This is a genomic window from Streptomyces griseoaurantiacus, from assembly GCF_036189845.1.
GTDB lineage: Bacteria > Actinomycetota > Actinomycetes > Streptomycetales > Streptomycetaceae > Streptomyces > Streptomyces griseoaurantiacus.
Map to the genome: position 1 here is coordinate 6,665,476 of NZ_CP108326.1, position 26,071 is coordinate 6,691,546.

Sequence of the window (26,071 nt, forward strand, 5' to 3'; positions counted from 1 at the left end):
TTACATACAGATCGCCGGGTGGGTGGAGGGTGAGGACAGTGACCAGCACAGTGGATGCGGGGAACACCGCCGTGGACCTCCGGGGCCGGGGCGGTACCGTCCTGTCGGTGTCGCGATGAGTGCGCCGGCGGGCCCGGACCTCGGCGGGCGGCGTGCGCTGGTCACCGGCGCGGCGAGCGGCATCGGCGCGGCGGTGGCGACGCGGCTCGCCGCACTGGGAGCGCATGTCGTGGTGTGCGACGTCGAGGCGGACGGAGCGGCGCGGACGGCCGAGCGGATCGGCGGCGAGGTGCTGGTGCTCGACCTGAGCCGGACCGCCGACCTCGCCGATCTGCACCTCGAGGCGGACATCCTCGTCAACAACGCCGGGATCCAGGACGTGGCGCCGGTCGACCGGTTCAGTCCCGAGAGGTTCTCCTTCATGCTGCGGTTGATGCTGGAGGCCCCCTTCCTGCTCAGCCGGGCGGTACTCCCGCGCATGTACGAGCGGGGCTGGGGGCGGATCGTGCACATCTCCAGCGTCCACGGTCTGCGCGCCAGCCCGTACAAGGCCGCCTACGTCAGTGCCAAGCACGGCCTCCAGGGCCTGTCCAAGGTCATCGCCCTGGAAGGAGCGGCCAAGGGCGTCACCAGCAACTGCGTGGCCCCCGGCTATGTGCGCACCCCACTGGTGGAGAACCAGCTGGCCGACCAGGCGGAGGCGCACGGGCTGAGCGTCGAGGAGGTGACGACGGAGGTCCTGCTGGCGCGGTCGGCGATGAAGCGCCTGATCGACCCGGACGAGGTGGCCGGGGCGGTCGCCTTCCTGTGCTCACCGGAAGCCATGTCCATCACCGGCACCCAACTGACCGTCGACGGCGGGTGGACCGCCTCCTGAAGCCCCCGATGCCCTGGGGGCCGGCGTGTGGGGAGATCGGCGACGGGGGCCGGCGCCCGCGGGTCGGCCCCGATGTGTCACCCTCCGGTCCAGCGGGCCGTCAGGAGGTCAGGCCCGCGCTGGTCAGCCAGATGTGCTCACAGGTGGCCGATGCCCTGCTCAGCCGCTCGGGCGACTCCTGCGAGGCGTGGTAGAAGCTGCGCTCGATCATCCAGCACAGGGCCCGGCCCATCGACGAGGCCTGGTCCGGTTCCTCGCCGGGCGGGACGCCGGCCCGTTCCAGCACGGCCGTGATGGCCGTGATGAACAGGTCGGCGGTGCGGTCCCACAGGGCACCGATCTCCGGCACGGTCAGCGACAGGTCGATGGCCGTGCGCATGACCAGGCCGTGAGCGTTCCACAGCTCGACCGTGCGCCGCATGGCCGCCGCGACGGCCCGACGCGGGTCCTCGGACCGCGCGGTGGTCAGCGACCTCTCCCACAGGTGTTCCACGGTCCGGGCCACGAGGGCCGTCACGACCTCCTGCTTGGAGCCGAAGTAGAAGTACAGCGCTCCCCGCGTGATGCCGGCGCCCTGCGCGAGGTCGCCGACGGTCATGGCCTCGTAGCCCTTCTCCGCCAGCAGCGCCTCGCACGTGTCGAGGATCGCCCGCTCCCGCAGGTCACCCTTGCGTTCGGTGGCGCGTCGGCCGCGCGCGGCGTGATGGCCGGACATCAGAGCTGGGCACCCTCGGGGAAGTCGGTCGTACGGGCGAGATCCTCCCATGCGCGGATCTCCTCGTCCACGGCGGTCCGCGCCTCGCCGATCAGGCGGAGCGCGTCCGAACCGAGCACGAGATGGGCCGGCGGGCGCTCCTCGGAGGCGATGCGGACCACCGCCTCCCCGGCCTTGACCGGGTCGCCGAGCTGGTTCCCGCTGGCCTTCAGCCGCCGCTCGCGGAGGGGCTCGAACAGCTCGTCGTAGTCGTCGACGGTCCGCTCCGCGCGGGTCATGGAACGCCCGGCCCAGTCGGTGCGGAACGAGCCGGGCTCGATCGCCGTGACGTGGATGCCGAACTGCGCGACCTCCTTGCCGAGCGAGTCGAGGACGCCTTCCAGGGCGTGCTTGCTGCCGCAGTAGGCGGACATGCCGGGCACCGTCATGAGCCCGGCCATGGACGTGACGGCCATCAGGTGGCCGCGGCGGCGTGCCCGCATGCGGGGGAGGGCGGCGCGGAGGGTGGCCATCGCCCCGAACACGTTGACCTCGAACTGCCGCCGGACCTCGTCCATGGTGGTCTCCTCGAAGGTGCCCTCCAGGCCGTAGCCGGCGTTGGCGAGCACGACGTCGAGCGGGCCGACGGTCCCCTCGGCCTCCTCCACCACCCGGGCCACGGCGTCGTGGTCGGTGACGTCCAGGAGACGGCCGTGGGCCCGCTCGGGCGCGAGCGCCTCGTGGGCCCGTCGGGCCTCCTCGGTGCGGACCGTGCCGACGACGGTGTGCCCGGCCGCCAGGGCGGCCTGCGCGAAAGCACGCCCCAGACCGGTGCTGACGCCGGTGATGAGCCAGTTCTGCGTGCGCATTGCTCCTCCATCAGGAAGGGATCGGGGGGAGCCGGACGGCTCCCTCACCGGAAAGTCTACACAGTGTCGAGTTTTCTCGTCTCGCCGTAGATTTCAGGGCATGCGCGCGGGGGACGAGTCCGGGGCGTCGCACGGGGCATCGCCGTGACTTCGTCCGTGGGGGGGCCGGGGGTGGGCCGTGAGGCGGCCGTCGAGGGGAGGCGCCCGGCCGGGTCGGCGAGATCGTCCTGGGACGACCGGGGCGGGGCGCGTGCGCGGTGGCCCGTCAGGAGCGGGGGCCGAACGCGCGAACGCCGGTCCTATCATGGGCGCATGACCAAGGGAAGCGCCTCCGCAGCGTCCGACGCCGGCCCGAACAGCCGTGATCTCATCCTGGACGCGGCGCGGTCCCTGGTCACCAGCCAGGGGTACGACGGCATGTCCGTCTCGGACCTGTGTGCGCGCTCGGGCCTGCCGGCCAGCTCGATCTACTACCACTTCGGCAACAAGCTGGGCGTGCTGGCGGCCCTGCTCGATCGCACCTTCCAGGAGTTGCACGCCCAGTTCCCGAACCCGGCCTCGTTCCGCGAGGGGGACCCCCTGGACCGGTTCGAGGCGTGGGTCACGACGGCGTGCGCGTCCCTGGACCGCAGGCCCGACTACCTGCGGCTGCTGCTGGCCGTGAGTGTGGGCCGGCACAAGGACACCGAGATGGTGCGCAGCACCGTGCGCCGCATCCGCGACTACGCGCACACCTCCTGGGTGGAGGCCCTCACCCCCGTGTTCGCCCCGGACGGCGGCACGGAGAACGAGGAACTGGTGGACCGGCTGGCGGTCCTCGGCCGGGCCATGACCGACGGCCTCGCCGTGACCAACAGCTTCGACGGCTTGAGCTACAGCGCCCACGTCGCCCCGTTCGTCGCCATGGTCCGCGCCCTCGCGGCCGAGACGGACCGAGCGGTGCCGGTGACGTCCGACGCGGCCGGCGCCTGACCGCCGGACCTCGGGCACCCGCACCGGACACGCACACGACAGCAGTCCTGCTGCCTCCCCTCGCCGGGGCGGCGGTTGCACCGTCCGCGCCCCGGCGTATAGTGAGCGTTACATACACACGGATGGGGGTGCGCCCATGACGCGCACGGTGGACGTCGGTGACGGTCGGCTCGCGTACGTGGAGTCCGGCGAGGGCGGCCCGGTCGTCTGGCTGCACGGCTCCGGGCCGGGCGCCACGGGGATGAGCAACTTCGGGGCGAACCTCCCGGCCTTCGCCGACCACCGCAACCTCGTGGTGGACCTGCCCGGCTGGGGCGGCTCGCCGCGTCCCGACACGGACGAACCGCTCATCCACCACGCGGCCGAGCGTGTCCGCCGCGCCCTGGCGGCCCTCGGTGTCGAACGGGCCCACCTGATCGGCAACTCCTACGGCGGCGGCGTGGCGATGCGCATCGCCGTGACCCACCCCGAACTCGTCGACCGCCTCGTCCTCATGGCACCCGGCGGCGTCCTGCCCGAGGACGCGCCGCCGTGGCCGGTGGGACTGGAGCGGCTCTTCGCCTACATGGCCTCCGAGAAGCCCTCGCGCGAGGAGATGGCGCGCTTCGTGCGCCTCATGGTGTTCGACGAGAGCCTCGCCACCGACGCCCTCATCGACGAGCGGTACGAGGCGAGCCTGCGGGCCCACCCCGAACTGCCCGTGCCCCCCGATTTCGGTGACATGACGCCCGACCTGGCGCGCATCACCGCTCCCACACTGCTCGTGTGGGGACGCGAGGACCAGACCGTCCCACTGACCTGGGCGTCGACGATCCTCCACGGCATCCCCGACGCGGAACTCCGCGTCCTGCCGCGCTGCCGGCACTGGGTGCAGTACGAACGCGCACCCGAGTTCAACCACCTCGTCCGTGAGTTCCTGCACGGCGGCGCCACCGCCGCGGCACCGGGGGAGCGGCGCGCCGCCTCGTGAGCCCACGGCACCCCACGGAAAGAGAGGAAATGAGACAGATGGTGCGTCTGCGCCACACGGTGCACCGGACTACCACGGTCGCCGCCTTACTGGTGGGCACGACCCTCGTGGCCGTTCCCCAGGCCCTGGCCGCGGCCGCCCCCGCGTCCGCGGAGGCGCCGGGGGGCCACACCGCGACGGCCGAGCCGCTCGGCAGGCTCGGCCCGCTGACGGGTCTGGTCATCGAGCGGCTGCGCGTCGGGGACGACGTCGCGGCGTCCAAGTTCGGCACCGATTCGCCCATCGAGGACCCGGTGCGCGAGCAGCAGGTGCTGGAACAGGTACGGACGAAGGCCGCCGCCCTCGGACTCGACCCCGAGGACGCCGCGGCGTTCTTCCAGGACCAGATCACGGCCGGCAAGACCGTCCAGAAGGGGCTGTTCGCCCGCTGGACCGCCCACCCCGAGGAGGCGCCCACCACACGCCCCGACCTCGCCGAGATCCGCGAGCGCCTCGACCGGCTGACCACGGACCTCCTGGACGAGCTGAAGGCCACCGAGGCACTGCGCGCCAAGCCGGTCGCGTGCACGGTGCAACTCGCCCTGGCGGGTGGATCGGCGACGGCGCGGGAACGGCTGGACACCCTCCACCGCCAGGCGCTCGGCACGGCGACCCACCACGTGTGCGTCACCGGCCGCGCGACGGTCTCCTGACCAAGGCAGGCTCTCCCGGGAACCCCGGCGCCCCACAAGGGCGCCGGGGTTCTTCGTACGCGGTCCGGCCGCGCAGGACTCAGGACGCCGTCCCCGCCTGCCGGGCGAGGAGGTCGAGCGCGACGTCGGTGATCATGTCCTCCTGCCCGCCGACCATCCCGCGACGGCCCACCTCCACCAGAATGCCGCGGGTGTCCAGCCCGTACCGGAGGGCCGCGGCCTCGGCGTGCCGCAGGAAACTGGAGTACACGCCCGCGTAACCGAGGCTGAGGGTCTCCCGGTCGACGCGGACCGCCCGGTCCTGCAGCGGGCGCACCAGGTCCTCGGCCGCGTCCATGAGCGGGAACAGCTCGCAGCCGTGCCTCCAGCCCAGCAGGTCGGCGACGGCGACGAACGCCTCCAGCGGGCAGTTGCCCGCGCCGGCCCCCTGCCCGGCCAGGGAGGCGTCGACGCGCGTGACGCCCTCCTCCACCGCGACGACCGTGTTGGCCACGCCCAGGGCGAGGTTGTGATGGGCGTGGACGCCCAGCTCCGTGTCCGGGTCGAGCACGTCCCGGTAGGCGCGGAAGCGGTCGCGGACCCCGTCCATGGTGAGCCGGCCGCCGGAGTCGGTGACGTACACGCAGTGGGCGCCGTAGGACTCCATCAGCTTGGCCTGCCGGGCCAGTTCGGCGGGCTCCGCCATGTGGGACATCATCAGGAAACCGGCGACGTCCATGCCGAGTTCCCGCGCGGCCGCGATGTGCTGGGCGGCGATGTCGGCCTCGGTGCAGTGGGTGGCCACGCGCACCGAGCGGATGCCGAGCGCATGCGCCTGCCTGAGGTCACGGAGGGTGCCGATGCCGGGCAGCAGCAGCGTGGTAGGCACCGCGGTGCGCGTGGCGTCCACCACCGCCTCGATCCACTCCCAGTCGGTGTGCGCGCCCACGCCGTAGTTGACGCTCGACCCGGCGAGACCGTCGCCGTGGGCGATCTCGACGGCCGAGACGTGGGCGGCGTCAAGGGCGGCGGCGATGCTCCGGGCCTGGTCCACGGTGTAGCGATGGCGCACGGCGTGCATGCCGTCCCGCAGGGTCACGTCCTGCACGTAGAGGCGCGGCGGCTCGGTGACGGTCATCGCGCGGCTCCTTCCGCCGGCCGGTGCGCGGCCATGCGCTCCGCGGTGCGCAGCGCGGCCGAGGTCATGATGTCGAGGTTCCCCGCGTACGCCGGGAGGTAGTGGGCCGCGCCCTCGACCTCCAGGAACACGGACACCTTCAGCGCTTCCCCGGTGCCCTCCGGAGTGAGGGAGTGCAGTGGCTCGCCCGGCCGCACCGGGTCGAACTGCACCTTCTGCTTGAGGCGGTAGCCGGGGACGTACGCCCGGACGTTCTCGGCCATCTTCTCGACGGAGGCGGTGACCGCCCCCTCCTCGCACGTGGAGACCAGGCAGTGCACCGTGTCCCTCATGATCAGCGGAGGGTCCGCCGGGTTCAGCACGATGATCGCCTTGCCGCGGGCCGCGCCGCCCACCTCCTCGACGGCCGAGGAGGTGGTCTCGGTGAACTCGTCGATGTTGGCCCGGGTGCCCGGACCCGCGGAACGGGAGGAGATCGAGGCGACGATCTCCCCGTAGTGGACGGGGGTGACCGCGCCGATCGCGGCCACGACGGGGATGGTCGCCTGCCCGCCGCAGGTGACCATGTTGACGTTCGGGACGTCGAGATGGCGGTCGCCGTTGACCGGCGGGACGACGTAGGGGCCGAGGGCCGCCGGTGTCAGGTCGATCAGGGTACGGCCCAGGGGACGCAGCACCTCGTCGTGGTGGCGGTGGGCGCCGGCCGAGGTGGCGTCGAACACGTACCGCACGTCGGCGAACTCGTCCATCCGCACGAGCCCTTCGACGCCCTCGTGGGTGGTCGCCACCTTCAGGCGGCGGGCCCGGGCCAGCCCGTCTGAGTCCGGGTCGATGCCTGCCATCGCGGCGATCTCCAGGGTGTCGGAGAGCCGCAGGATCTTGATCATGAGGTCGGTGCCGATGTTGCCGGACCCGATGACGGCCACCTTCGTCCGTGCGCCGCCGGTCACTTGGCGTCCCCCGTCGACGGGGCCGCCGCGAAGCCGGCCTGGACGGTGCCGAGACCCGAGACCTCCGCCTCGAAGGTGTCACCCGGTGAGGCGGGCACCATCGGGCCGAGCGCGCCCGTCAGCACGACGTCGCCGGCGCGCAGCGGATCGCCGAGTCCGGCCAGCGTCCGGGCCAGCCACACGGTGGCGTTGAGCGGGCTGCCGAGGCAGGCGGCCCCGGTGCCCTCGGACACCACCTCGCCGTCGCGGGTCATCGACATCCGCACCTCGCGCAGGTCCAGGCCGGCCAGGGGGACGGGGCCGCCGCCGAGCACGTACAGGCCGCTCGAGGCGTTGTCCGCGACGGTGTCGACGAGGGAGATGTCCCAGCCGGCGATCCGGCTGTCCACGATCTCCAGGGCCGGCAGCGCGAAGTCGACCGCGCGCAGCACGTCGACGGCCGTGCTGTCGGCGTGCGGCAGGTCGCGGGCGAGCACGAGCGCGACCTCCGCCTCCACCCTCGGCTGCAACAGCGCGCCGTGGGGCACCTCGTCGCCCCGCGCCACCTCCATGTCGGCGAACAGTGCGCCGAAGTCCGGCCTGCTCACGCCGAGTTGCCGCTGCACCACGGGGGAGGTCAGTCCGATCTTGCGGCCGATGATCCGCCGCCCCGCGGCCCGGCCGCGCTCGACGTTCAGCCGCTGGACGGAGTAGGCGCTCTCGACGCCGGTGCCGGTGTCGGTGGCGTCGAGGATCGAGCGGACCGGTGGGCAGGCGACCCGGGTGCGGGCGGCCTCGGCCAGGATGTCCGCGGCCTTGACGACGGCGGCCGGGACGTCCTCGTCCGGCGAGTGAGAGGTCACGGGTTCCCTCCAGGGGACGGGGAAGGGCACGGTCTCGCGCCTTCGGCTGCTGGTGATGGCCCAGGTATAGACACGGGGCGTGAGGACGACAATGTTTGTTCCATGACACGGAACAGTTCCGGGGGCAACATGCTGGAGAAGTCCGCTTTCCTCCTGGACGTCTTCACGCCGGACGGTGGCGCGTACCGTCTCACGGAACTCGTCGCGGCGACCGGGTTGTCCAAGCCGACGGTCCACCGGCTCACCGCGGACCTCGTCCGCCTCGGGTGGCTGGAACGCGAGGGCGCCCGCTACCGGCTCGGACCGAAACTCTTCGAACTGGGGTCGCTGGTGCCGAGGCGCCGCGATCTGCGCGAGACCGCTCTGCCGTTCCTCCAGGACCTGTTCGAGGCCACGCGCGAGATCGTCCACCTCGGCGTGCGCGAGGACCTCGAAGTGGTCTACCTCGAACGCATCCACGGTCACGAGGCCGTGTGGCTGCCCTCCCGCATCGGCGGCCGTCTGCCGCTGACGTGCACCGGTCTGGGCAAGGCCATGCTCGCCTTCTCCGACGCCGAGCTGACCGAGCGGGTGCTCGCCGGGCCGCTGCCCGGGCTCACCCCGTTCTCGGTCACCGATCCGGAGCGACTGTCCCTCTCGCTGGAGAAGACCCAGGTCTCCGGGCTCGCGTACGAGGAGCAGGAAGCCGCGGAGGGAGTCGGTTGCGTCGCCGCCCCCGTCTTCGAGGGCGGGTCGGCGGTCGCCGCCGTGTCGGTGGCCGTCCCGGTGGCCCGCTTCCGCCCGGCCCGGCTGGCTCCCGCGGTGCGCACGGCGGCACTGGGGGTCTCCCGGGCCCTGCGCGGTGGGGCCGGCTGACCGGCGTGGACCCGACGGTCACTGGGCGGAGCCCGTCTCGGCGTGGGCCTTGAGCAGCTCCTCGACGCCGTGCAGGAAGGTCTCGCCGACCAGCACCGGGTCGTAGAGGCAGCCGGCGGCCATCGCGCCGTCACGCAGCATCACGAAGTGCCGGGCGGCGTGTTCGGCCGGCTCCTCCCGGATCAGGGCGAGGAGCCCGGTGGTGGTGCCGAGGAGCCAGTCGCGGTGGGCGAGGACCGCGCGGTGGACCGGGTGTGCGGGGTCGGGGTATTCGGCGGCGGCGTTGAGGAAGGCGCATCCGCGGAAGCCGGGGGACCGTATGCCCCGGGCGATGGTGTCGCTCAGGGCGCGGAGGGTGTCGGCGGCCGGGAGTCCGGCGGAGACGGCGGCGTCCGCCTCGGCGCGCATGGAGCGGTCGGCCTCGTTCAGATAGGCGACGACCAGGTTCTCCTTGCCGCGGAAGTGGCGGTAGAAGGTGGCCCGGGTGACCCGGGCCTCCTCCACGATGCGGTCGACGCCGACGGTGTGGATGCCTTCCGCGTAGAACACGCGTCCGGCGGTGGCGAGCAGCCGTGACCGTGCTTCGGACGGCCGGCCTTCGTTTGCGTGGGGCTCCATGCGCACCATGCTAAGCGCTATAGAGGTAGAACGTTCTGTCTTGACAATTCTCCGCGCTGTTGTCAGAGTCATCCATGACAGAACGTTCGGTGTCGCGGACGTCGAGGTCGGTCGGACGGCTCCCGCCGCCCGCCCGGCCCGGCGTCCCCGGCACTCGGTTCCGGTCGGCGCCCCTCGGTCACGTCGGGCCGGCGAGGCCCGCGTTCCGTCGGACGGGCCGATCCGCTGGACGCTTCGGGCCCGCCTCCACCCTTCCCTTCCTCGAAAGGACCGCCATGAGCACCACGCTCGCCGCACCGTCCGGCATCTCCGGTACCGCCTCCGCCCTGCGGAAGCTCTACTTCGTCCGGTTCGCCTTCGCCCTCGTCTGGGCCGGAGTGATGCTGACGATGGCCGACGAGATCACCCCGGCCGGAGGTGTCCTCCTGGTGCTGTACCCGCTGTTCGACGTCGGCGCCGCCGTCTACGACGCCAGGGTCTCCCGCTCGACCGGCTCGCCCCGGCTGCTCTACGTGAACATGGCGGTCAGCACGCTCACCGCCATCGGGCTCGCCGTCGCGGCGACGTCCGGCATCCCGGCCGTCCTGCGGGTGTGGGGTGCCTGGGCCGTCGTGGCCGGTGCGGTGCAGCTGATCGTCGCCGTTCCGCGGCGTGCGATGGGCGGCCAGTGGCCGATGATCCTCAGCGGTGGCATCTCCGTCCTCGCCGGTGCGTCCTTCATCGCCATGGCCGGCGGCGACAAGCCCGAGCTCAGCAGCGCCGTCAGCTACGCCATCCCCGGCGCCGTCTTCTTCCTCCTCTCGGCCCTCCGCCTGGGCCGCTCCGCCAAGGACAAGTGACATGGCCACCCAGACATCCCAGACAGCCCAGGCACCCCGGACGGCCCGGACGTACGACGTCGTCGTCATCGGAGCCGGCCCCGTCGGCGAGAACGTCGCCGACCGCGTGGTGCGGGGCGGCCTGACCGCCGCGGTCGTCGAGCGGGAGCTGGTGGGCGGCGAGTGCTCCTACTGGGCCTGCATGCCCACCAAGGCACTGCTGCGCGGTACGGCCGCGCTCCGGGCCGCCCGGCAGGTGCCGGGAGCGCGCGAGGCGGTCACCGGTGACCTGGACGTGCGGGCGGTCCTGCGCCGCCGCGACTCCTTCGCCTCCGACTGGAAGGACGAGGGCCAGGTGTCCTGGCTGGAGTCCGCGGGCATCGACCTGTACCGGGGCCAGGGCCGCGTCACGGCCGACCGGGGCGTCACCGTGACCGCCGGGGACGGCACCGTCACCTCGCTGACCGCGCGTCACGCCGTCGTCCTCGCCACGGGCACCTCCGCGCTGCTGCCGGACATCCCCGGGCTGGCCGCGTCGGCTCCGTGGAGCAGCCGTGAGGCGGCCTCCGCGAAGGCGGTCCCGGGCCGGCTCGCCGTCATCGGCGGCGGTGTGGTGGCCTCCGAGATGGCGACGGCGTACGCCGCGCTGGGTTCGACGGTCACCGTGCTGGCCCGTGACGGCGTGCTGCCGCTCGCCGAGCCCTTCGCCGGCGAGCTGGTCACCGAGTCGCTGCGGGCGGCCGGGGCCTCGGTCCGCCTCGGCGTCGAGGCCGTGTCCGTGAGACGCGAGGCCGACGGCACCGTGCACGTCACGCTCGACGACGGCGAGCGGGTCGAGGCCGACGAGGTGCTCGTCGCCGTCGGCCGCACGCCGAACACCCAGGATCTCGGCCTCGACGCCCTCGGTCTGGAGCCGGGCGGCTGGCTCCCCGTGGACGACACCCTGCGGGTCCTCGGGAAGGACGGGACGACGCCGGCGGCCGACGGATGGCTGTACGCCGCCGGTGACGTCAACCGGCGCGTGCTGCTGACCCACCAGGGCAAGTACCAGGCCCGCGCCGTGGGCGACGTCATCGTGGCCCGTGCCAAGGGCGAGAAGGTCGAGGACGGCCTCTGGGGTCGGCACGTGGCCACGGCCGACGAACGCGCGGTCCCCCAGGTCGTGTTCACCGAGCCGGAGCTGGCCTCGGTCGGCCTGACCGCCGCCGCGGCCGAGGCCGCCGGGCTGCGCGTCCGCGTCCTCGACCACGACCTGGCCGCCCTCGCGGGCTCCTCCCTGCACGCCGAGGGCTACCGGGGCCACGCCCGGATGGTCGTGGACGAGGACCGCGGGGTGATCGTCGGCTTCACGCTCGTCGGCCCGGACGTGGCGGAACTGCTGCACGCCGCGACGATCGCGATCGTCGGCGAGGTGCCGCTGGACCGGCTGTGGCACGCGGTCCCCGCGTTCCCCACGGTCAGCGAGGTCTGGCTGCGGCTGCTCGAGGCGTACGGGCGCTGAACCGCCCGCCGGTGTCCCAAGACCGAACCTCTCCCTCCCTCCGGGGCGTACTCCTCATGACCATCCGATCCGAACTGGCCCTCGCGGGTGCGGCCCTGGCCCTCCTGGCCGCTGCCGCGACGGCCCTGCCGGCGGTCGCCCACCGGCACGACGCGGCCCCCGCGGCCGTCGCCCGGGTGCACAGGCCGGCCGGTGACGTGCCGGTCGTGAGGGTGGTCCCGGGCCTCCGGCCCGGCCCGCTCCTGAACGGCACCGTCGAAGGAGCGCCTCGCGACTGAGCCGTCGCGGACGCCCCACCGGCCGCCGTCACGGCGTCCGGACCCTTCCTCACCACTCCACCCGGAACCGGGCGCACCGGCGGACCCCGCCGGCCCGGATCCGCCACTCCATGAAAAGGACATCCCATGCGCATCCGCATCTCCCGCCGCATCGCCCTCGCCGCCGGCGCCCTCGCCCTGCTGGGCGCCGCCACCGCCCCGGGCGTGGCGACGGCGAGCGCCGAGCGGCCCGCCGCGGCCCCCAAGCCCACCGTCGTCCTCGTGCACGGGGCCTGGGCCGACTCCTCCAGCTGGTCGCCCGTCATGGAGCGGCTGCGCAAGGACGGTTACAAGGTCCGCGCCCTCGCCGACCCGCTCCAGGGACTCACGGGCGACACGGCATACGTCTCCAGCTACCTGGCCACCATCGACGGGCCCGTGGTGCTCGTCGGCCACTCCTACGGCGGCGCCGTGATCACCAACGCGGCCGCCTCCGACCCCGACGTCAAGGCGCTCGTCTACATCGCCGGTTTCATCCCCGTGAAGGGTGAGACGGTGGGCGACCTGGCGGCGAAGTCCACGCCGCCCGTCCCGCTCGTGTACACCCAGGTCCCGGACGGCACGGACGTCTCCATCGACCCCGCGAAGTTCCGCGAGACCTTCGCCGGCGACCTGGACCGGACCACGGCCGAGGACCTGGCGGCGACGCAGCGGCCCGCCAACAGCAAGGCCGTCACCGAGCCCGGCACCGCCGAGGCGTTCCGCACCATTCCGTCCTACAGCCTGGTCACCACCCGGGACCACGCGATCAACCCGGACCTCCAGCGCTTCATGTCCCAGCGGGCCGGCGCGCACATCGACGAGGTCGCGGCCTCCCACGCGGTGATGCTCAGCCGCCCCGGGAAGGTCACCGACGTGATCGAGAAGGCCGCCCGCGCCACCCGGTGACCCACGGGCCCGGTGGCGTGCGAGGGCGCGCCGCCGGGCCGAGGTGACCGTCCGACCGTTCCCCTCCCCGCTCACGAGCGGGCCCCGTTGCTCCCGACCCACCGGAGAGATGCCATGACCTCGCAGACACACCAACCGTCGGACCGCCTCGCCGCACTCCTTCGCGGGCAGCTCCACACCGGCCGGGTGGCCACCTCGGGACCCCTCTACGAGGCCGGCCGCAGCCTGTGGAACGGCGCCGTCACCGCACGTCCCGGCGCCGTCGTCCGGTGCGCGGACACCGAGGAGGTCGCCGCCGCGGTACGGGCCGCGCGGGAGTGCGGGGTGCCTCTGTCGGTGCGCGGCGGCGGTCACGACTGGGCCGGGCGTGCCGTCGCCCAGGACGGTCTGACCATCGACCTGTCGGGCCTGCGCACGGTGACCGTGGACCCGGTCGCCGAGGTCGCCCTCGTGCAGGGCGGCGCCACGGCCGGCGACGTGGCCCGGGCCGCCCAGCCCCACGGACTGACCGCCGTGACCGGCACCGCGGGCTCGGTGGGCATGGCGGGCCTGACCCTCGGCGGCGGCTACGGGCCGCTCGGCGGGCGGTTCGGGCTCGCCCTGGACAATCTGCTGTCCGCCGAGGTGGTGCTGGCCGACGGCGGCGTCGTCACCGCGGACGCCGAGCACGAACCCGACCTCTTCTGGGCGCTGCGGGGCGGCGGCGGCAACTTCGGCGTCGTCACCTCGATGCGCATCCGGCTGCACCGCCTGCGCACCCTCCTCTCCGGCCTCGTGATGTATCCCTGGGACCAGGCCCCCGCCGTCCTCACCGCGCTGGCCGAGGAGCTGCCCGAGGCCCCCGACGAACTGACCGCGCAGTTCGGCGTCCTGACCGGGCCCGCGGACGAGCCCGTGGTGTTCGTGGCACCCACCTGGAGCGGAGACGACGCCGCGGCGGGGGAGCGCGCACTGGCCCGCTGCGCCGCCCTGGGCACCCCGCTCGCCCCGCATACGGGCCCCGTGACCATGCCGGACCAACTGGCGGCCATCGACGCGCAGTTCCCCTACGGCCGGCACGTCGAGATCCGCCCGCGGTCGGTGCCGGCGCTCACCCCCGGGGTGCGCGAGGCGCTGCTCGCCGCGGGCTCCGCACCGACCTCGCCGCTCTCGGCGGTGTCGGTGCACAGCCTGCACGGCGCCGCGGCGCGCGTGCCCGTGGCGGAGACGGCGTTCGGCAACCGCGACCCGCATCTGATGATCGAGATCCTCGCCCTGTGGGAGCCGGACGACCCGGAGCCGGCGCGGCACCGCGCGTGGGCCGCCGGCCTGGCGAAGGCCCTGGAGCCGGAGGCGCTGCCGGGCACCTACCCCAACCTCCTCGGCCCGGACGAGACCGCGCACATCGCGCACTCCTTCGGCCCCCACGCCCAACGGCTGCTCGCGGTGAAGCGGAGGACCGACCCGGACGGTGTCTTCCGGGCGCTCCCGCTGCCGGCCGGACCCGGCGGCGCGTGAGACGTCCGAGGCCCTCCGCCCGCCGTACGACGTCCGAGGCCCTCCGCCCGCCGTACGAAGGGCCCGCTCGCCTCTGGTCACCGCGCACCCCGCCCTGTAGAGTGAGCGTTACATACAGAGTTGCTCGGTGGCGGAGGCACGCACCGACCCACGGCTCACGCCGACGGCTCCCGCGGTCACCGGACATCCGCACACACACGTCGAAGCACCTCTGGAGGAGGTCGCGTGACGGCCACGAAGACGAACGGCCCCCCGCCCGGCCGGGCCGACGAGCAGGCCCCCGTACTCGTCCTGCTGCACGGCGGCGGACCGGGGGTCGACGCCCTCGGCAACTGGGCCACGGTCCGCCCCGCGCTCTCGGCCTCGTTCCGCTGCCTCGCCCCCGACCTGCTCGGATTCGGCACGCAGGTCACCACCGGCGAGGCGGACGGGGGCACCCCGCTCGGCCCGCGGGCCTGGGCGCGGGCCCGGGCACGGCAGATCCTGTCGCTGCTCGACCGCCAGGGCCTGCGGCGGGTCCACCTGCTCGGCAACTCGGCCGCCGGCGGGGCCGCCGCGCTGGCACTGATGGCCGAGGCCCCGGAGCGGGTCGACCGGGCGGTCCTGATGGGCGGCGCGGGCACCGGCCCACCGCCCGCCCGGGTCCCCTTCTACGAGGAGCCCACGGCGGAGTCGATGCGTGCGACGCTGGCCCGCCTGGTGGCGGACGAGACCCCGCACCGCGACCTCCTCGACGAACTCGCGCCCCGCCGACGACCGGGCCAAGGCCAACGGCGCGCCGATCTCGATCAGTCTGGGCCGGCACATGAACGACAAGGCGCTCTCCTTCTACGTGCGCAACCCCAGCGGGTTCCACCTGGAGATCGGCTGCGGGGGCATCGAGGTCGGCGAGGACTGGGTGCCGCACGACTTCGGCGTCTCGGACGTGTGGGGCCACCACCACGCCGAGGCCAACCCCTTCGCCTCACCCGCCTCCTGACGGCGACGGCCGGCGCCACGAGGGCCGGAAAGGGCGCTGAAAGGCCTTTACAAGCCCCGTCGGCCACGCTCCGACCCCCGCACCCCTCGCATCACGCCTCCGACGGCCGTCCCTCCGCACGGGCCCTCCGCCCCGCGCGGGGGGACCGCCGCGTGTCCGGCCGTCACCGGCCACGGCGGACCCATGACGTGCAAGAACTCCTTTTCGGCCAAGGGCGGTCCACCGGCCGACCGACGGAGGGTACCCCCTGTCTTGTGCGACAGTTGGTCAATAACCTTGTGCGGTACACCCGTTGTCGATTCCTGGGAGTCCCATGTCCACCGCGCAGCAGGTCCCCGACATCCTCTCGTCCGAGTTCGCCGCGAACCCCTACCCGGCCTACCGCGTCATGCGGGAGAGCGCCCCCCTGATCTGGCACGAGGCGACCCGGAGCTACATCGTCTCGCGCTACGAGGACGTCGAGCGGGTGTTCAAGGACAAGGCGGGACAGTTCACCACCGACAACTACGACTGGCAGATCGAGCCGGTGCACGGCAAGACGATCCTCCAGCTCAGCGGCCGCGAGCACGCCGTGCGGCGGGCGCTCGTCGCCCCCGCCTTCCGCGGCAGCGACCTCCAGGAGAAGTTCCTGCCCGTCATCGAGCGCAACTCCCGCGAACTCATCGACACCTTCCGGCACACCGGCTCCGCCGACCTGGTCACCGACTACGCGACCCGCTTCCCCGTCAACGTGATCGCGGACATGCTCGGCCTCGACAAGGCCGACCACCCTCGCTTCCACCAGTGGTACACCTCCGTCATCGCCTTCCTCGGCAACCTCTCGGGAGACCCCCAGGTGGCCGCCGACGGGGAGCGCACCCGGCACGAGTTCGCCGAGTACATGCTGCCGATCATCCGCCGGCGCCGGAACGAACTCGGCGAGGACCTGCTGTCCACGCTGTGCGCCGCCGAGGTCGACGGCGTCAGGATGAGCGACGAGGACATCAAGGCCTTCTGCAGCCTGCTGCTCGCCGCGGGCGGCGAGACCACCGACAAGGCCATCGCCAGCATCTTCGCGAACCTGCTGATGCACCCCGACCAGCTCGCCGCCGTCCGCGAGGACCGGTCGCTGATACCCCGGGCCTTCGCCGAGACGCTGCGCTACACCCCGCCGGTCCACATGATCATGCGCCAGTCGGCGACGGAGGTGGAGCTGTCCGGCGGCACCATACCCGCCGGCGTCACCGTCACCTGCCTGATCGGCGCGGCCAACCGGGACGGCGAGAGGTACGCCGACCCGGACCGGTTCGACCTCTTCCGGGAGGACCTCACCACCACCACCGCCTTCTCGGCCGCCGCCGACCACCTGGCCTTCGCCCTCGGCCGGCACTTCTGCGTGGGCGCCCTGCTCGCCAAGGCGGAGGTCGAGACCGGCATGAACCAGCTCCTCGACGCGATGCCCGACGTCCGGCTCGCCGAGGGCTTCGACCCGGTGGAGCAGGGGGTCTTCACCCGGGGCCCGCAGACCCTGCCGGTCCGCTTCACCCCTGTCGCCGGCTGAGGCGCGCCGACCACGGACTCGGGACCCGCGTGCGGGGCCCGTCCGTGCCCGGCGTCACTGCACGACCGGAGTGAACTCCACGGGCAGCGCCGTCAGACCGCGCATCCAGACGGACGGACGCCACTCCAGCTCCCCCGGGTCCACCGCCAGCACCAGGTCCGGCAGCCGCTCCAGCAGCGTCTCGACGGCCGTGCGGGCCATGACGTCCGCCAGCAGGGGCGCCGGGTACGGGCAGCGGTGCTCGCCGTTGCTGAACGACAGGTGCGCGGCGTTCTCGGCACCGACGTGCGCATCGGGCCAGATCTGCGGGTCGGTGTTGGCCGCCGCGAGCCCCAGGACCAGGCAGTCGCCGGCCCGGATCTGCCGCCCGCCGAGCTGGGTGTCCCGCACCGCCCAGCGGCCGATGAAGTTCTGCGTCGGCGTGTCCAGCCACAGCACCTCGTTGAGCGCCTCCCCCACGCTGAGCCGCCCGCCCGACACGTTGATCGCGAACCGCTCGTCGGTCAGCAGCAGACGCAGCGTGTTGCAGATCCAGTTCGCCGTCGGCTGCTGGGCCGCCGCGATCACCGAGATCAGGTCCTGGACGATCTCCTCGTCCGTCAGCCCCGCCGGATGCTGGATCATCCGCGAGGTGACGTCGGCACCCGGCCGCTCCCGCTTCTCCTTCACCAGCTGCGCCAGCCGCGCGCCCACCCTGCCGTACGCGGCGACCGGGTCGTCGCCCTCCGCCGCGTCAAGGGAGATCCGCAGGTCGTCCACGAGCTGCTGGGTGTCCGCGCCGCCCAGCGGCATGCCGCAGATCTGCACCACCGCACGCGCCGGCAGGGTGTGCACGTAGGCCGCCATCAGCTCGGTCCGGCCACTGCCCGAGAAGGCCGCGATGAGCTCGTCCGCGATGACCTGGCAGTCACGGGCCAGCTCGAACTGGTCGACGCCCTCCAGCGCCTCGCTGATCACCCCGGCGCGCCGCTGGTGCTCCTCGCCCTCGGTGAACAGCACGGAGGGCTGGTAGCCGACGAAGGGCAGCAGCGGCCAGTCCTCCGGGATGTTCGGCCACTGGTTCCAGCGCCGGGAGTCCCGCGCGAACAGCTCGTCGTGCGCGGTGACGTAGCCGACCTCGGAGTAGCCGAGCACCAGCCAGGCCGGGATGCCGCCGTCCAGCAGCACGGGGGCGACCGGGCCGTGCTCCCGGCGCAGCGACCGGTACAGCTGCGAGGGGGTCTGCTGGTAGGCGAGACCGCCGAGCGGCACCGCACCCTCGGCGTGCGCGGGGCAGCCCGGGGGAGGGACGTGGGCGGCGGGGTTCCCGGTGTCGGTCATGTCGTCTCCTGGGCCGTGGCCAGAGCGTAGAGGTGGTCCACGAGGGTGATCAGGACGTCCTTGCCGGACTGCCGCACCCGCGCGTCGCAGTCGATGAGCGGCACGTGCTCCGGCAGCGCCAGGGACTGCCGTATCTCGTCCAGGGAGTACCGGGTGGTTTCGTCGTCGAACCGGTTGACCGCCACCACGAAGGGCAGCTTGTGGTGTTCCAGCCGGTCGATCGCGTACCAGGACTCGTCCATGCGCCGCGTGTCGACGAGGACGACCGCGCCCAGCGTGCCGGAGAACAGCCGGTCCCACAGGAACCAGAAGCGCTCCTGGCCGGGCGCGCCGAACAGGTAGAGCACCATGCGCTCGTTGAGGCTGATCCGCCCGAAGTCGAAGGCCACCGTGGTGGTCGTCTTCCCCGCGACCTCCGAGGTGTCGTCGACGCCCACCCCGGCCTGCGTCATCACCTCCTCGGTGTTGAGCGGCCTGATCTCGCTGACCGAGCGGACCAGCGTGGTCTTCCCGACCCCGAAACCGCCCACTATGACGATCTTCAGGCCGGTCTCTGCGGCATCGGCCAGGGGTGTGCGCTGGGAGGGCAGCTCAGAGGTTGCGGAGCCCATGGAGCACCTCCTTGAGAAGGGCGGAATCGGGGAGGGAGGCGACGGACTGGGCCGCGCGGGGGTGTCGGGCGGTGATGCGGCCCATGGCGAGCAGATCGCCGAGCAGGATCCGCACCACCGTGATCGGCAGCTTCAGTTCCGCCGAGATCTCGACGACGGCCGTGGGGTGACGGCACATCTCGAGGATCCGGACGTGCTCCGACTGCATCCCGGCGGTCGGCTCGCACTCGCTGACGACGAGGGTGACCAGGTCGAACGCGTCGTCGGCGCGGCTGCGTCCCCCCGTGACCATGTAGAGCCGGTCCGGGTCACCGGTGTCCACGGGCCGACGCGTCACGAGCCGGCACTCCCGTGCACCGGCTGGCGGGGCTCCGCCCTGAGGTGGTCGCCGATCTGCTCCACCAGCTCGGTCATCTGGTGGCCCACCACACCGGGATCGGCGTTCTCCTCGGCGATGACCGCGAGGTGCGCGCCCTCACCCGCCTCGACGATGAAGAGCAGGCCGCCGTGGAACTCCGTCATGGAGTGCCGGACGCCCCCGGTGCCGTCGCCGAACTCGACGGAGGCACCCTGCGCAAGGGCCTGGATGCCCGAGCAGATCGCGGCCAGCTGATCGGCCTGGTCCTGTGTGAGGTGTTCGGTCCAGCAGAGCTTCAGGCCGTCCCGGGACAGGACGAGCGCGTGCCGGGTGCCCGGGGTGCGCTCCAGCAGGTTCTGGAGAAGCCAGGTGAGGCTGTTGTCGGTGGTCTGCATGGTGAGTGATGGGACGGTGGTGCCCGGCTGGCCGGTCACCGGCCCGTTCCTCCAATCTGACGAGCTCAAGCGGGGAAGTGGGCGCCGGAACCCCGGGCGCCGTACGGGGGGAACGGTCTTTACGGGACGGCGGGCGGCTCCGGCTCCGTCCCGGAGCGGCCCGTGTCCTCGGGGGAGGGGCCGCCGGAGCGGCGCCCGCGGTGGAAGGCGCCGAAACTGGAGCCCGCGTCGCGCGCGGTGCGCTCCGGTGCCCGTGTCGCCGGTGCGGTGGTGTCCTTGCGCTGCCCTCGCTCACGGTCGGCCTCGGCCATGGTGTGGCCGGGGGTGCGCACGGGAAGCCCGTTCGGGGTCGCGTCGCGCGGGCGCCGGCGCTCGGGAAGCCGCTCCGGCATCTCCGCCCCGGTGGCGGGTCCGTCTGCGGGGGAGGGCTCCGGGACCCTCACGGTCGCCGCGGGCGCGGCCGGTGCGGGTGCGGGTGCGGGTTCGGCCGGGGCCGGCCCGGGGGTCGGAACCGCGGCGGCCGGGCGGCGCGGCGCCTGCGCGGGCGCGGGGTCGCGCTGCTGCGCGAGGAGTTGCGGCGGGACGAGGACGACCACGCCGGTGCCGCCGCGGGATGAGGGGCGGTAGTTGACGCTGATGCCGTACTTGACCGCGAGGCGTCCGACGACCGCGACGCCGAGCCGGGTGCCCTGGAGCGAGGCGAGGTCGGTCATGCGCCCGGCCACCGCCTGCTCGGCGCGCCGCATGGCGGCGGGCGCCATCTTCAGGCCGCTGTCCTCGATGGTGACGACGAGCCCGGCACTGCGCTCCTCGACGTAGACGTGCACCTCGTCGATGGGAGGGGAGAAGTTCGCGGCGTTGTCCATCAGTTCCGCAAGCAGGTGCATGACACCCTCCGCGGCGAAACCGGAGATCGCGGCGGTCGTGGAGCAGTGCAGCCGCACCCGCTGGTAGGCGGCGATCCGGCCCACCGCGCCGCGCAGGATGCTCTCCATCACGATCGGTTTGTTCCAGGCGCGGCTGGAGCGGCCGCCCATCAGCAGGGCGAGCCGGTCGGTCATGAGGCCGAGCTGCGAGGTGGCGTGGTCGAGTTTGAGCAGGTCGCCGAAGACCTCCTCGCCGTGTCGTTCCTGCATCTCGCGCAGGTCGGCGAGCATGCTCACGGCCTTGGCCTGCACGCGGCTCAGCGCCTTCGCGGAGGCGGCCTGCGCGGCGGCCGCGCGCCGCTCGCTGAGGGCGAGTTCGCGGACGAACGATTCGGCGGTCCGGTGCAGCAGCGGGGTGCGCGGCCATTCCAGCGAGGCGAGGACGGTGTCGGCGGACTGCCCGTCCCGGAGCCGGCCGACCGCGGCGGGCAGGGTCTCGGAGGTCAGCCGCTCGGCCTCGGCGGTGGCACGGTCGACCTCCTCCCTGTAGCGGAGGCGTTCGGCCTCGGCGGTGGCCGCCTGCCGTACCCCCTCCTCCAGGGAAGCGGCGAAGGTGTGCATGACCTGGCGCAATTGAGGGTCCGACGGGGGCTGCACGGTCGTCAGCGCGTCAGCCGCGCTCGCGCCGTCACGCAGCCGCTTGGTGAGCCCGGGCAGGGTGATGTTCACCAGGTGCGCGGTCTCCGCCGAGACCTGCGCCGACCGGGCCTGGTGCGTGCCGGACTCGGCGAGGTGCTGGGCGGCCGAGCGGTGCGCGCGGCGGACCAGCAGAGTGCCGGTGAGGACGGCGAGGGCCAGGCAGACCCAGCCGCCGGCGACCGCGCCGAGCGTCCAGGAGCGGGCGCCGGCGGGCGCGGCCGCCGCCACGCCGCCCGCGAGGGCGGCACTCACCACCAGCACGGCCAGAGGTACGGCCGACGACGCCTTCGAGGGCTTCGCCGGCCGGTGTTGACTGGGCGGTGCAGGCACTGACATTCCGCGGTCCCTCGGTGGTTGAGAGCAGAAGATACGGATCGACCGACATACGGACGGGTCGCAGGTCAACGGCGGCAACACGCAACACCAGAAGGGGGACGCGGTGCTTCCGGACCCGGTACGCGCCCATGCTAGTCATCGTGCCGGTCGCCGTGATCGGACCGGTGGCACTGTCCGCCACGGAGGCGACATCGTCGTGAAGTAGTCGTCACAAGTGACAGCGGTGGTATAGGCGTGACACCGAAGTGGGCCCGCTCCCAGGGGTGTTCGGGTACCACTGGGCGGGTATTTCGCTCACCTGTCCACGACTTGCCGTTCTTCCTCGGGGTCAAGATCACGCATGGGTGACCTGATTTCGGCCAACTGCGTGGCGTCGACCGGCTCGCTCGCGGCCCCTTGCCGTCGGCCGACCGGTTCATGTGCCCCCAATTGACCGCAGTTGCAGGTGTGTGTCGCACCTCCTCCGGGCGTCCGCGCCCCCCGAGGGCCTCGCGATCCCGGGCCCCCCTCCGTCGTTCCACGGCCGGCGCGCAACCGTTCGTGAGACCCGTGTGAAGGAAGTTCGACACCGCGCCTGCGAGGGTTTCACGCACTCCACACCATCGGAAACCCGCAGGGCCACCCCGACGAGTGACGGAAGACGCCTGTCTGCACACTCCTTCGGGTTGGTTCGCGGGGGCGGGCGGCGCGGACCCGTGGACGGCATGACTTGACTGCGTTAACTTGACGCTGACAAGTCAGAGCCCTGGAGACCTCACGGCCCTGGAGACTTCATGGCTTTCGAGACCTCAGAGCCTCAGAGACAGGAGACACCCGTGGCCTTCACCGCGGAGGACGTCTACCGCATGGCGCCGTACGCCCGCACGCTCGGTGTCCGCATCGACGGGATGGACCCCGCCGAGGTCGCCATGCGCCTCGAATGGAGCGAGGAACTCTCCACCGTGGGCGGGTCCTTGCACGGCGGGGCACTCATGGGCCTCGCCGATGTCGCGGGCGCGGTCTGCGCCGGCCTCAACGGCCCCGCGGGCGCGCTGCCCGCGACCATGCAGTCCAGCACCCACTTCCTCCGCCCCGTGGCCGGCAAGGGCGCCTTCGCGACCTGCCGGCCCCTGCGGGCGGGGAAGTCGAACGTCAACGTGGAGATCGACATACGCGACGAGACGGGCCGGCTGTGCGTCCGCGTGGTCCAGCTCGTCGCGCTGAGGAGCGCGGCGTGACGGAACCGGACGCCCCCTCCGCCACCGGTGTGCGCCGCCGCCGCGCGAAACGGGGCGAGGGCGCGCGCCTGCGGGAGGAACTGCTCGCCGCCGCCCGGCAACTCCTCGACGAACGGGGCGAGTCGGCGGTGACCGTCCGCGCGGTGTCCCAGCGCGTGGGCGTCAGCACTCCCGCCGTCTACCTGCACTTCGCGAGCCGCACGGAACTCCTGCACGGCGTGTGCCGGGGGGTGTGGGACCGGCTGGACGCGTACATGGCCGAGGCGGCCGCCGCGGCGGAGGACCCCTTCGAGGAACTGCGGCGCCGGTGCGCCGCGTACATCCGCTTCGGCCTCGACCACCCGCTGCACTACGGCCTGGTCGCCGCGGGCCCCGCGACGGAGGCCACCGCCCAGGTCGCCGACGCCTGCTTCCGCGAGCTCCACGGCGCCGTCCGGCGCTGCCTCGACGCCTCACTGCTCGAGGGGGACGGCATCGCCCTGACCCGCGCCGTCTGCGCCTGCCTGCACGGAGCGGTGTCACTGCTGCTCCTGCAGTCACCCGCCGTCTGGCCCCGCGACCTCGAACGCTACGCGGAGGACGTGGCAGCCGTCGCGTGCGCGGGGGTCCGGCACCACGCCGACCTTCACTGAACCGCCCCCGCCGTCCTCCAAGCCCTGCGCTCCCACGCCCCGCCGTGACCCGGCCGGGAGCCTCCCCGCCGGGTGCTCCCGCCTCACCCCCCGAGCCCGGAGGAGGGCCCCTCGTCCATCGGGTCGAGGGCCCCGAACCCCGCCGGGTCCACCGGCGGCGCCGGCGGGAGGGGGCCGGGCCGGGCCGGAGGGCGGGCCTGGAAGGACTGGAAGAGATAGGTGAGCAGACGGCGCGCGGCGGGCACGGCCACCTCGCGGGGACGCCCGGCCAGCCCGCTGACGGCGACCAGGAGGAGCGTGATGTCGGAGGGCTCGAAGTCCTCGCGGAGCCGGCCGGTCTCGCGGGCGCGGCGGACCAGGACGGACAGGGCCTCCTGCGCCCGGGTCCGTTCCCGGCGGCGGTCCAGTGCCTCGGGGAAGCCGGTCATGAACACCGTGTCGAATCCGCGGTCGGTGACCAGCGTGACGCACGCCGTCTCCAGCAGGTGGTAGAGGCCGTGCCCGGCGTCGGGATCGGCCAGGGCCTCGTCGAGTGCCGTGGCGCAGGCGGAGAGTTGGCCGTCGTAGGCGGCGGTCACCAGCGCGGAGCGGGTCGGGAAGCGGCGGTACAGGGTGGCCATGCCGACGCCCGCCCGGCGGGCGACCGCACCGAGGGGCGCGTCGACGCCCTGCGCCGCGAACACCTCGCGGGCGGCCTCCACAAGGCGTTCGCGATTACGGAGCGCGTCCGTGCGCAGCTCGTGGTGGGCGTCCGTGCGTGGACCCCCGGCCGACGCCCCGGTGGCTGCCCCGTGCGCTTGCTCTCCGTTCCGGCCTGCGGTCTTGTGAGAGGGGTGAGCGGGCATCGTGTCTCACTTCCGGCCACGAGGGGCGGTGGCCATCGGTCCCGGACCTAGCGTGAACGAACCGGCTTCGTACGCAATGGCCCTAGGAGAATCATGCACGACCTGTCCCGGTTGTCCGGCACCACGGCGCTGATCACGGGAGCGTCCGGCGGCATCGGCGAGGCATTCGCCCGCGAACTCGCCCGGCGGGGCGCGGACCTCGTGCTCGTCGCACGGTCCGGCGACAGACTGGAGGAACTCGCCTCCTCCCTGCGCTCCGCGCACGGAGTGCGGGCGCTGACGCAGAAACTCGACCTGTCGGAGGCGGGAGCGGCACGGGCGATGCACGAGTGGACCGTGGAGGAGGGGCTGGAGGTCGGCTTCCTCGTGAACAACGCCGGCGGCGGGGTCGGCGGCGCCGCGGTGCGGGCCGACCCCGAGGCCGTGGCCGCGATGGTGCGGCTGAACGGGAACACCGTCGTGGACAGCACGCTCCGCTTCCTTCCGGGCATGGTGTCCCGGGGCAGGGGAGCGATCGTGAACGTCGGGAGTGCCTCCGCGTTCCAGCCCACGCCGTACCTGGCCGCGTACGGGGGGAGCAAGGCGATGGTGCAGTCCTTCACCCAGGCGGTGAGCGGAGAGCTGGCCGGCTCGGGGGTCCGGGTGCTGGCGGTGCACCCCGGGGTCACCCTCTCGGGCCAGCGGTCCGAGGAGGTCCTGCCGGCGATGGCGCGGATGGGCGGGGAGCGCCGGCCGGAGCAGGTCGTCGCCACCGCCTTCCGCGCCCTGGGCTCCGGACGGACCTCGGTGGTCGACGGGCGCCGCTACGCGGCGTTCACCACGCTCACCCAGCGCCTGCCGAACCGCGCGGCCGTCGCGCTGGCGCGGAAGATGACGCAGAAGGTCCTCTCCGGCCTGTGAGCACACCCCGCGGGGGCCGCTCGCGGTGGACCGGTGATCGGGCCGCGTGAGCGAACAGGCCGCCGATGGCGGCCTGACCGGGGACACCGTCGGCGCGCCCCCGTCGGCCGGTCACTTGTAGATCTTGCCGGGTTCGGCCCTGGACGGAGCGAGGAGCTGGGAGACGGTCACGAAGGTGTAGCCCTGTTCGTCGAGCGCCTTCAGGATGGACGGCATGGCGGGGAGGGTGCCCTTGTGGAGCGGGTGGAGCAGGATGATGCCGTCGCGGTCGGCGCCCTTCAGCACGCGATCGGTGATCAGCGCGGTGTCGTCCGTCGCGTAGTCCTTCGCGGTCACCGTCCACAGCACCTGCGCCATCCCCAGCTCCTCGCAGAGCCTGGAGACGCGGTCGTCGGTGCGGCCCTGGGGCGGGCGCATCAGGGTGGGCGTGCGGCCGGTGAGGCGGGAGATGGCGCGTGCCGTGCGGCGCAGTTCCTCGCGGACCCGGGCGTCGGAGGCGTCGGTCAGCACCGGGTGCGTCCAGGTGTGGTCGCCTATCTCGTGGCCGTCCTCGGCGATGCGCCGTACGACGTCGGGGAACTGGTGGATGCGCCGGCCCTCGAGGAAGAACGTCGAGGGTGCCTTGTACTTCTTCAGGAGGTCCATCAGGCGGTCGGTGGGTTCGCCCGGGTTGCCGTCGAAGGTGAGCGCGATGCACTTGGCCCTCCGGCAGTCCACCTGTCCCTGGGGTGTGCGTGCCGCCGGCGCCGCCCGGTCGCGCTGTTCCCGGGGGGAGACGGTCTCCATCCTGTTGGCCCGGATGACGAGGACGACGGTCGCTGTCACGACCACCGCCACGGCCAGGGTCAGGAGTATGAGCAGGCGGGGCCGTCTTTTCAGGAATGTCACCCTGGGAA

Annotated in this window: 28 protein-coding genes; 15 read left to right on the plus strand and 13 right to left on the minus strand. The window is 73.1% G+C overall.

Features of this window, described 5'->3' with window-relative positions:
• Positions 1-115: 115 nt before the first annotated feature.
• Positions 116-877 (plus strand): 3-hydroxybutyrate dehydrogenase, encoded by a 762-nt coding sequence (locus OHB09_RS29410; RefSeq protein WP_040893807.1) that lies wholly within the window; start codon positions 116-118, stop codon positions 875-877.
• Between the two features lie 100 nt (positions 878-977).
• Here OHB09_RS29410 and OHB09_RS29415 read toward each other — a convergent pair whose 3' ends face one another.
• Complete coding sequence (locus OHB09_RS29415; protein ID WP_006137971.1) at positions 978-1,592, minus strand: TetR/AcrR family transcriptional regulator; 615 nt, start codon at positions 1,590-1,592, stop codon at positions 978-980.
• Positions 1,592-2,440: an oxidoreductase gene (locus OHB09_RS29420; protein ID WP_006137970.1), complete on the minus strand. Its 849-nt coding sequence runs from the start codon at positions 2,438-2,440 to the stop codon at positions 1,592-1,594. Before OHB09_RS29420 ends, OHB09_RS29415 begins: the two co-directional genes overlap by 1 nt.
• Before the next feature lie 312 nt (positions 2,441-2,752).
• Between OHB09_RS29420 and OHB09_RS29425 the strand changes: the two genes are divergently transcribed.
• From OHB09_RS29425 to OHB09_RS29435, 3 genes are all read left to right on the plus strand, one after another.
• A complete protein-coding gene (locus OHB09_RS29425) occupies positions 2,753-3,412 on the plus strand; it encodes a TetR/AcrR family transcriptional regulator (protein WP_006137969.1) in 660 nt (219 codons plus the stop codon).
• A gap of 136 nt (positions 3,413-3,548) precedes the next feature.
• A complete protein-coding gene (locus OHB09_RS29430) occupies positions 3,549-4,382 on the plus strand; it encodes an alpha/beta fold hydrolase (protein ID WP_191851631.1) in 834 nt (277 codons plus the stop codon).
• Between the two features lie 29 nt (positions 4,383-4,411).
• On the plus strand, positions 4,412-5,074 hold the full coding sequence (locus OHB09_RS29435) for a chorismate mutase (RefSeq protein ID WP_328922808.1): 663 nt from the start codon (positions 4,412-4,414) through the stop codon (positions 5,072-5,074).
• 79 nt (positions 5,075-5,153) lie between these two features.
• Here the strand turns inward: OHB09_RS29435 and dmpG are convergent, their stop codons facing one another.
• From dmpG to mhpD, 3 genes are read right to left on the minus strand one after another with little or no spacing between them, the layout of a single operon-like run.
• Positions 5,154-6,191, minus strand: a complete 1,038-nt coding sequence (gene dmpG / locus OHB09_RS29440) for a 4-hydroxy-2-oxovalerate aldolase (RefSeq protein WP_191851630.1) — start codon at positions 6,189-6,191, stop codon at positions 5,154-5,156.
• On the minus strand, positions 6,188-7,141 hold the full coding sequence (locus OHB09_RS29445) for an acetaldehyde dehydrogenase (acetylating) (RefSeq protein ID WP_328922809.1): 954 nt from the start codon (positions 7,139-7,141) through the stop codon (positions 6,188-6,190). Before OHB09_RS29445 ends, dmpG begins: the two co-directional genes overlap by 4 nt.
• Positions 7,138-7,983 carry a 2-keto-4-pentenoate hydratase gene (gene mhpD, locus OHB09_RS29450; RefSeq protein WP_328922810.1) on the minus strand — a complete coding sequence of 282 codons (846 nt, stop codon included), beginning with the start codon at positions 7,981-7,983 and terminating at the stop codon, positions 7,138-7,140. The genes OHB09_RS29445 and mhpD overlap by 4 nt, the downstream gene beginning before the upstream one ends.
• Positions 7,984-8,085: 102 nt before the next feature.
• Here mhpD and OHB09_RS29455 point away from each other — a divergent pair, with 102 nt between their 5' ends.
• On the plus strand, positions 8,086-8,838 hold the full coding sequence (locus OHB09_RS29455; RefSeq protein WP_234524568.1) for an IclR family transcriptional regulator: 753 nt from the start codon (positions 8,086-8,088) through the stop codon (positions 8,836-8,838).
• Between the two features lie 18 nt (positions 8,839-8,856).
• Here OHB09_RS29455 and OHB09_RS29460 read toward each other — a convergent pair whose 3' ends face one another.
• Positions 8,857-9,456 carry a TetR/AcrR family transcriptional regulator gene (locus tag OHB09_RS29460; protein ID WP_328922811.1) on the minus strand — a complete coding sequence of 200 codons (600 nt, stop codon included), beginning with the start codon at positions 9,454-9,456 and terminating at the stop codon, positions 8,857-8,859.
• 275 nt (positions 9,457-9,731) lie between these two features.
• On the opposite strand from OHB09_RS29460, the gene OHB09_RS29465 reads away from it, so the two are divergent.
• The 7 genes from OHB09_RS29465 to OHB09_RS29495 all read left to right on the plus strand — a co-directional run bounded on the left by OHB09_RS29465 (position 9,732) and on the right by OHB09_RS29495 (position 16,996).
• Positions 9,732-10,295: a hypothetical protein gene (locus OHB09_RS29465; protein ID WP_093599781.1), complete on the plus strand. Its 564-nt coding sequence runs from the start codon at positions 9,732-9,734 to the stop codon at positions 10,293-10,295.
• 1 nt (position 10,296) lies between these two features.
• On the plus strand, positions 10,297-11,775 hold the full coding sequence (locus OHB09_RS29470; protein ID WP_191851626.1) for a dihydrolipoyl dehydrogenase family protein: 1,479 nt from the start codon (positions 10,297-10,299) through the stop codon (positions 11,773-11,775).
• Between the two features lie 56 nt (positions 11,776-11,831).
• Positions 11,832-12,053, plus strand: coding sequence for a hypothetical protein (locus OHB09_RS29475; RefSeq protein WP_093599775.1), 222 nt, complete (start codon positions 11,832-11,834; stop codon positions 12,051-12,053).
• A gap of 126 nt (positions 12,054-12,179) precedes the next feature.
• A complete protein-coding gene (locus OHB09_RS29480) occupies positions 12,180-12,980 on the plus strand; it encodes an alpha/beta fold hydrolase (RefSeq protein ID WP_006137947.1) in 801 nt (266 codons plus the stop codon).
• A 114-nt stretch (positions 12,981-13,094) separates the two neighbouring features.
• The gene (locus OHB09_RS29485; protein WP_328922812.1) at positions 13,095-14,477 is read left to right on the plus strand and encodes an FAD-binding oxidoreductase; all 1,383 of its coding nucleotides are present in this window, start codon (positions 13,095-13,097) and stop codon (positions 14,475-14,477) included.
• Positions 14,478-14,702: 225 nt separating this feature from the next.
• Positions 14,703-15,866 carry an alpha/beta fold hydrolase gene (locus OHB09_RS29490; RefSeq protein ID WP_328922813.1) on the plus strand — a complete coding sequence of 388 codons (1,164 nt, stop codon included), beginning with the start codon at positions 14,703-14,705 and terminating at the stop codon, positions 15,864-15,866.
• Complete coding sequence (locus OHB09_RS29495; RefSeq protein ID WP_093599754.1) at positions 15,770-16,996, plus strand: cytochrome P450; 1,227 nt, start codon at positions 15,770-15,772, stop codon at positions 16,994-16,996. The genes OHB09_RS29490 and OHB09_RS29495 overlap by 97 nt, the downstream gene beginning before the upstream one ends.
• A gap of 54 nt (positions 16,997-17,050) precedes the next feature.
• Here OHB09_RS29495 and OHB09_RS29500 read toward each other — a convergent pair whose 3' ends face one another.
• From OHB09_RS29500 to OHB09_RS29520, 5 genes are all read right to left on the minus strand, one after another.
• A complete protein-coding gene (locus OHB09_RS29500; RefSeq protein ID WP_093599751.1) occupies positions 17,051-18,316 on the minus strand; it encodes a cytochrome P450 in 1,266 nt (421 codons plus the stop codon).
• A complete protein-coding gene (locus OHB09_RS29505) occupies positions 18,313-18,927 on the minus strand; it encodes a GTP-binding protein (RefSeq protein WP_006137938.1) in 615 nt (204 codons plus the stop codon). Before OHB09_RS29505 ends, OHB09_RS29500 begins: the two co-directional genes overlap by 4 nt.
• Positions 18,908-19,264 carry a DUF742 domain-containing protein gene (locus tag OHB09_RS29510; protein WP_040893799.1) on the minus strand — a complete coding sequence of 119 codons (357 nt, stop codon included), beginning with the start codon at positions 19,262-19,264 and terminating at the stop codon, positions 18,908-18,910. Before OHB09_RS29510 ends, OHB09_RS29505 begins: the two co-directional genes overlap by 20 nt.
• Positions 19,261-19,680 carry a roadblock/LC7 domain-containing protein gene (locus OHB09_RS29515; RefSeq protein ID WP_176945221.1) on the minus strand — a complete coding sequence of 140 codons (420 nt, stop codon included), beginning with the start codon at positions 19,678-19,680 and terminating at the stop codon, positions 19,261-19,263. Before OHB09_RS29515 ends, OHB09_RS29510 begins: the two co-directional genes overlap by 4 nt.
• Positions 19,681-19,799: 119 nt before the next feature.
• A complete protein-coding gene (locus tag OHB09_RS29520) occupies positions 19,800-21,581 on the minus strand; it encodes a sensor histidine kinase (protein WP_328922814.1) in 1,782 nt (593 codons plus the stop codon).
• Between the two features lie 815 nt (positions 21,582-22,396).
• Here OHB09_RS29520 and OHB09_RS29525 point away from each other — a divergent pair.
• Positions 22,397-22,798, plus strand: coding sequence for a PaaI family thioesterase (locus OHB09_RS29525; protein WP_006137934.1), 402 nt, complete (start codon positions 22,397-22,399; stop codon positions 22,796-22,798).
• Complete coding sequence (locus OHB09_RS29530; RefSeq protein ID WP_328922815.1) at positions 22,795-23,430, plus strand: TetR/AcrR family transcriptional regulator; 636 nt, start codon at positions 22,795-22,797, stop codon at positions 23,428-23,430. Before OHB09_RS29525 ends, OHB09_RS29530 begins: the two co-directional genes overlap by 4 nt.
• Before the next feature lie 83 nt (positions 23,431-23,513).
• On the opposite strand, the gene OHB09_RS29535 is transcribed toward OHB09_RS29530, so the two are convergent.
• Positions 23,514-24,275, minus strand: a complete 762-nt coding sequence (locus OHB09_RS29535; RefSeq protein ID WP_407077354.1) for a TetR/AcrR family transcriptional regulator — start codon at positions 24,273-24,275, stop codon at positions 23,514-23,516.
• Positions 24,276-24,368: 93 nt separating this feature from the next.
• Between OHB09_RS29535 and OHB09_RS29540 the strand changes: the two genes are divergently transcribed.
• Positions 24,369-25,175, plus strand: coding sequence for an SDR family NAD(P)-dependent oxidoreductase (locus OHB09_RS29540; RefSeq protein WP_191851616.1), 807 nt, complete (start codon positions 24,369-24,371; stop codon positions 25,173-25,175).
• Between the two features lie 111 nt (positions 25,176-25,286).
• On the opposite strand, the gene OHB09_RS29545 is transcribed toward OHB09_RS29540, so the two are convergent.
• Positions 25,287-26,063, minus strand: a complete 777-nt coding sequence (locus OHB09_RS29545; RefSeq protein WP_319118307.1) for a polysaccharide deacetylase family protein — start codon at positions 26,061-26,063, stop codon at positions 25,287-25,289.
• Positions 26,064-26,071 lie beyond the last annotated feature (8 nt).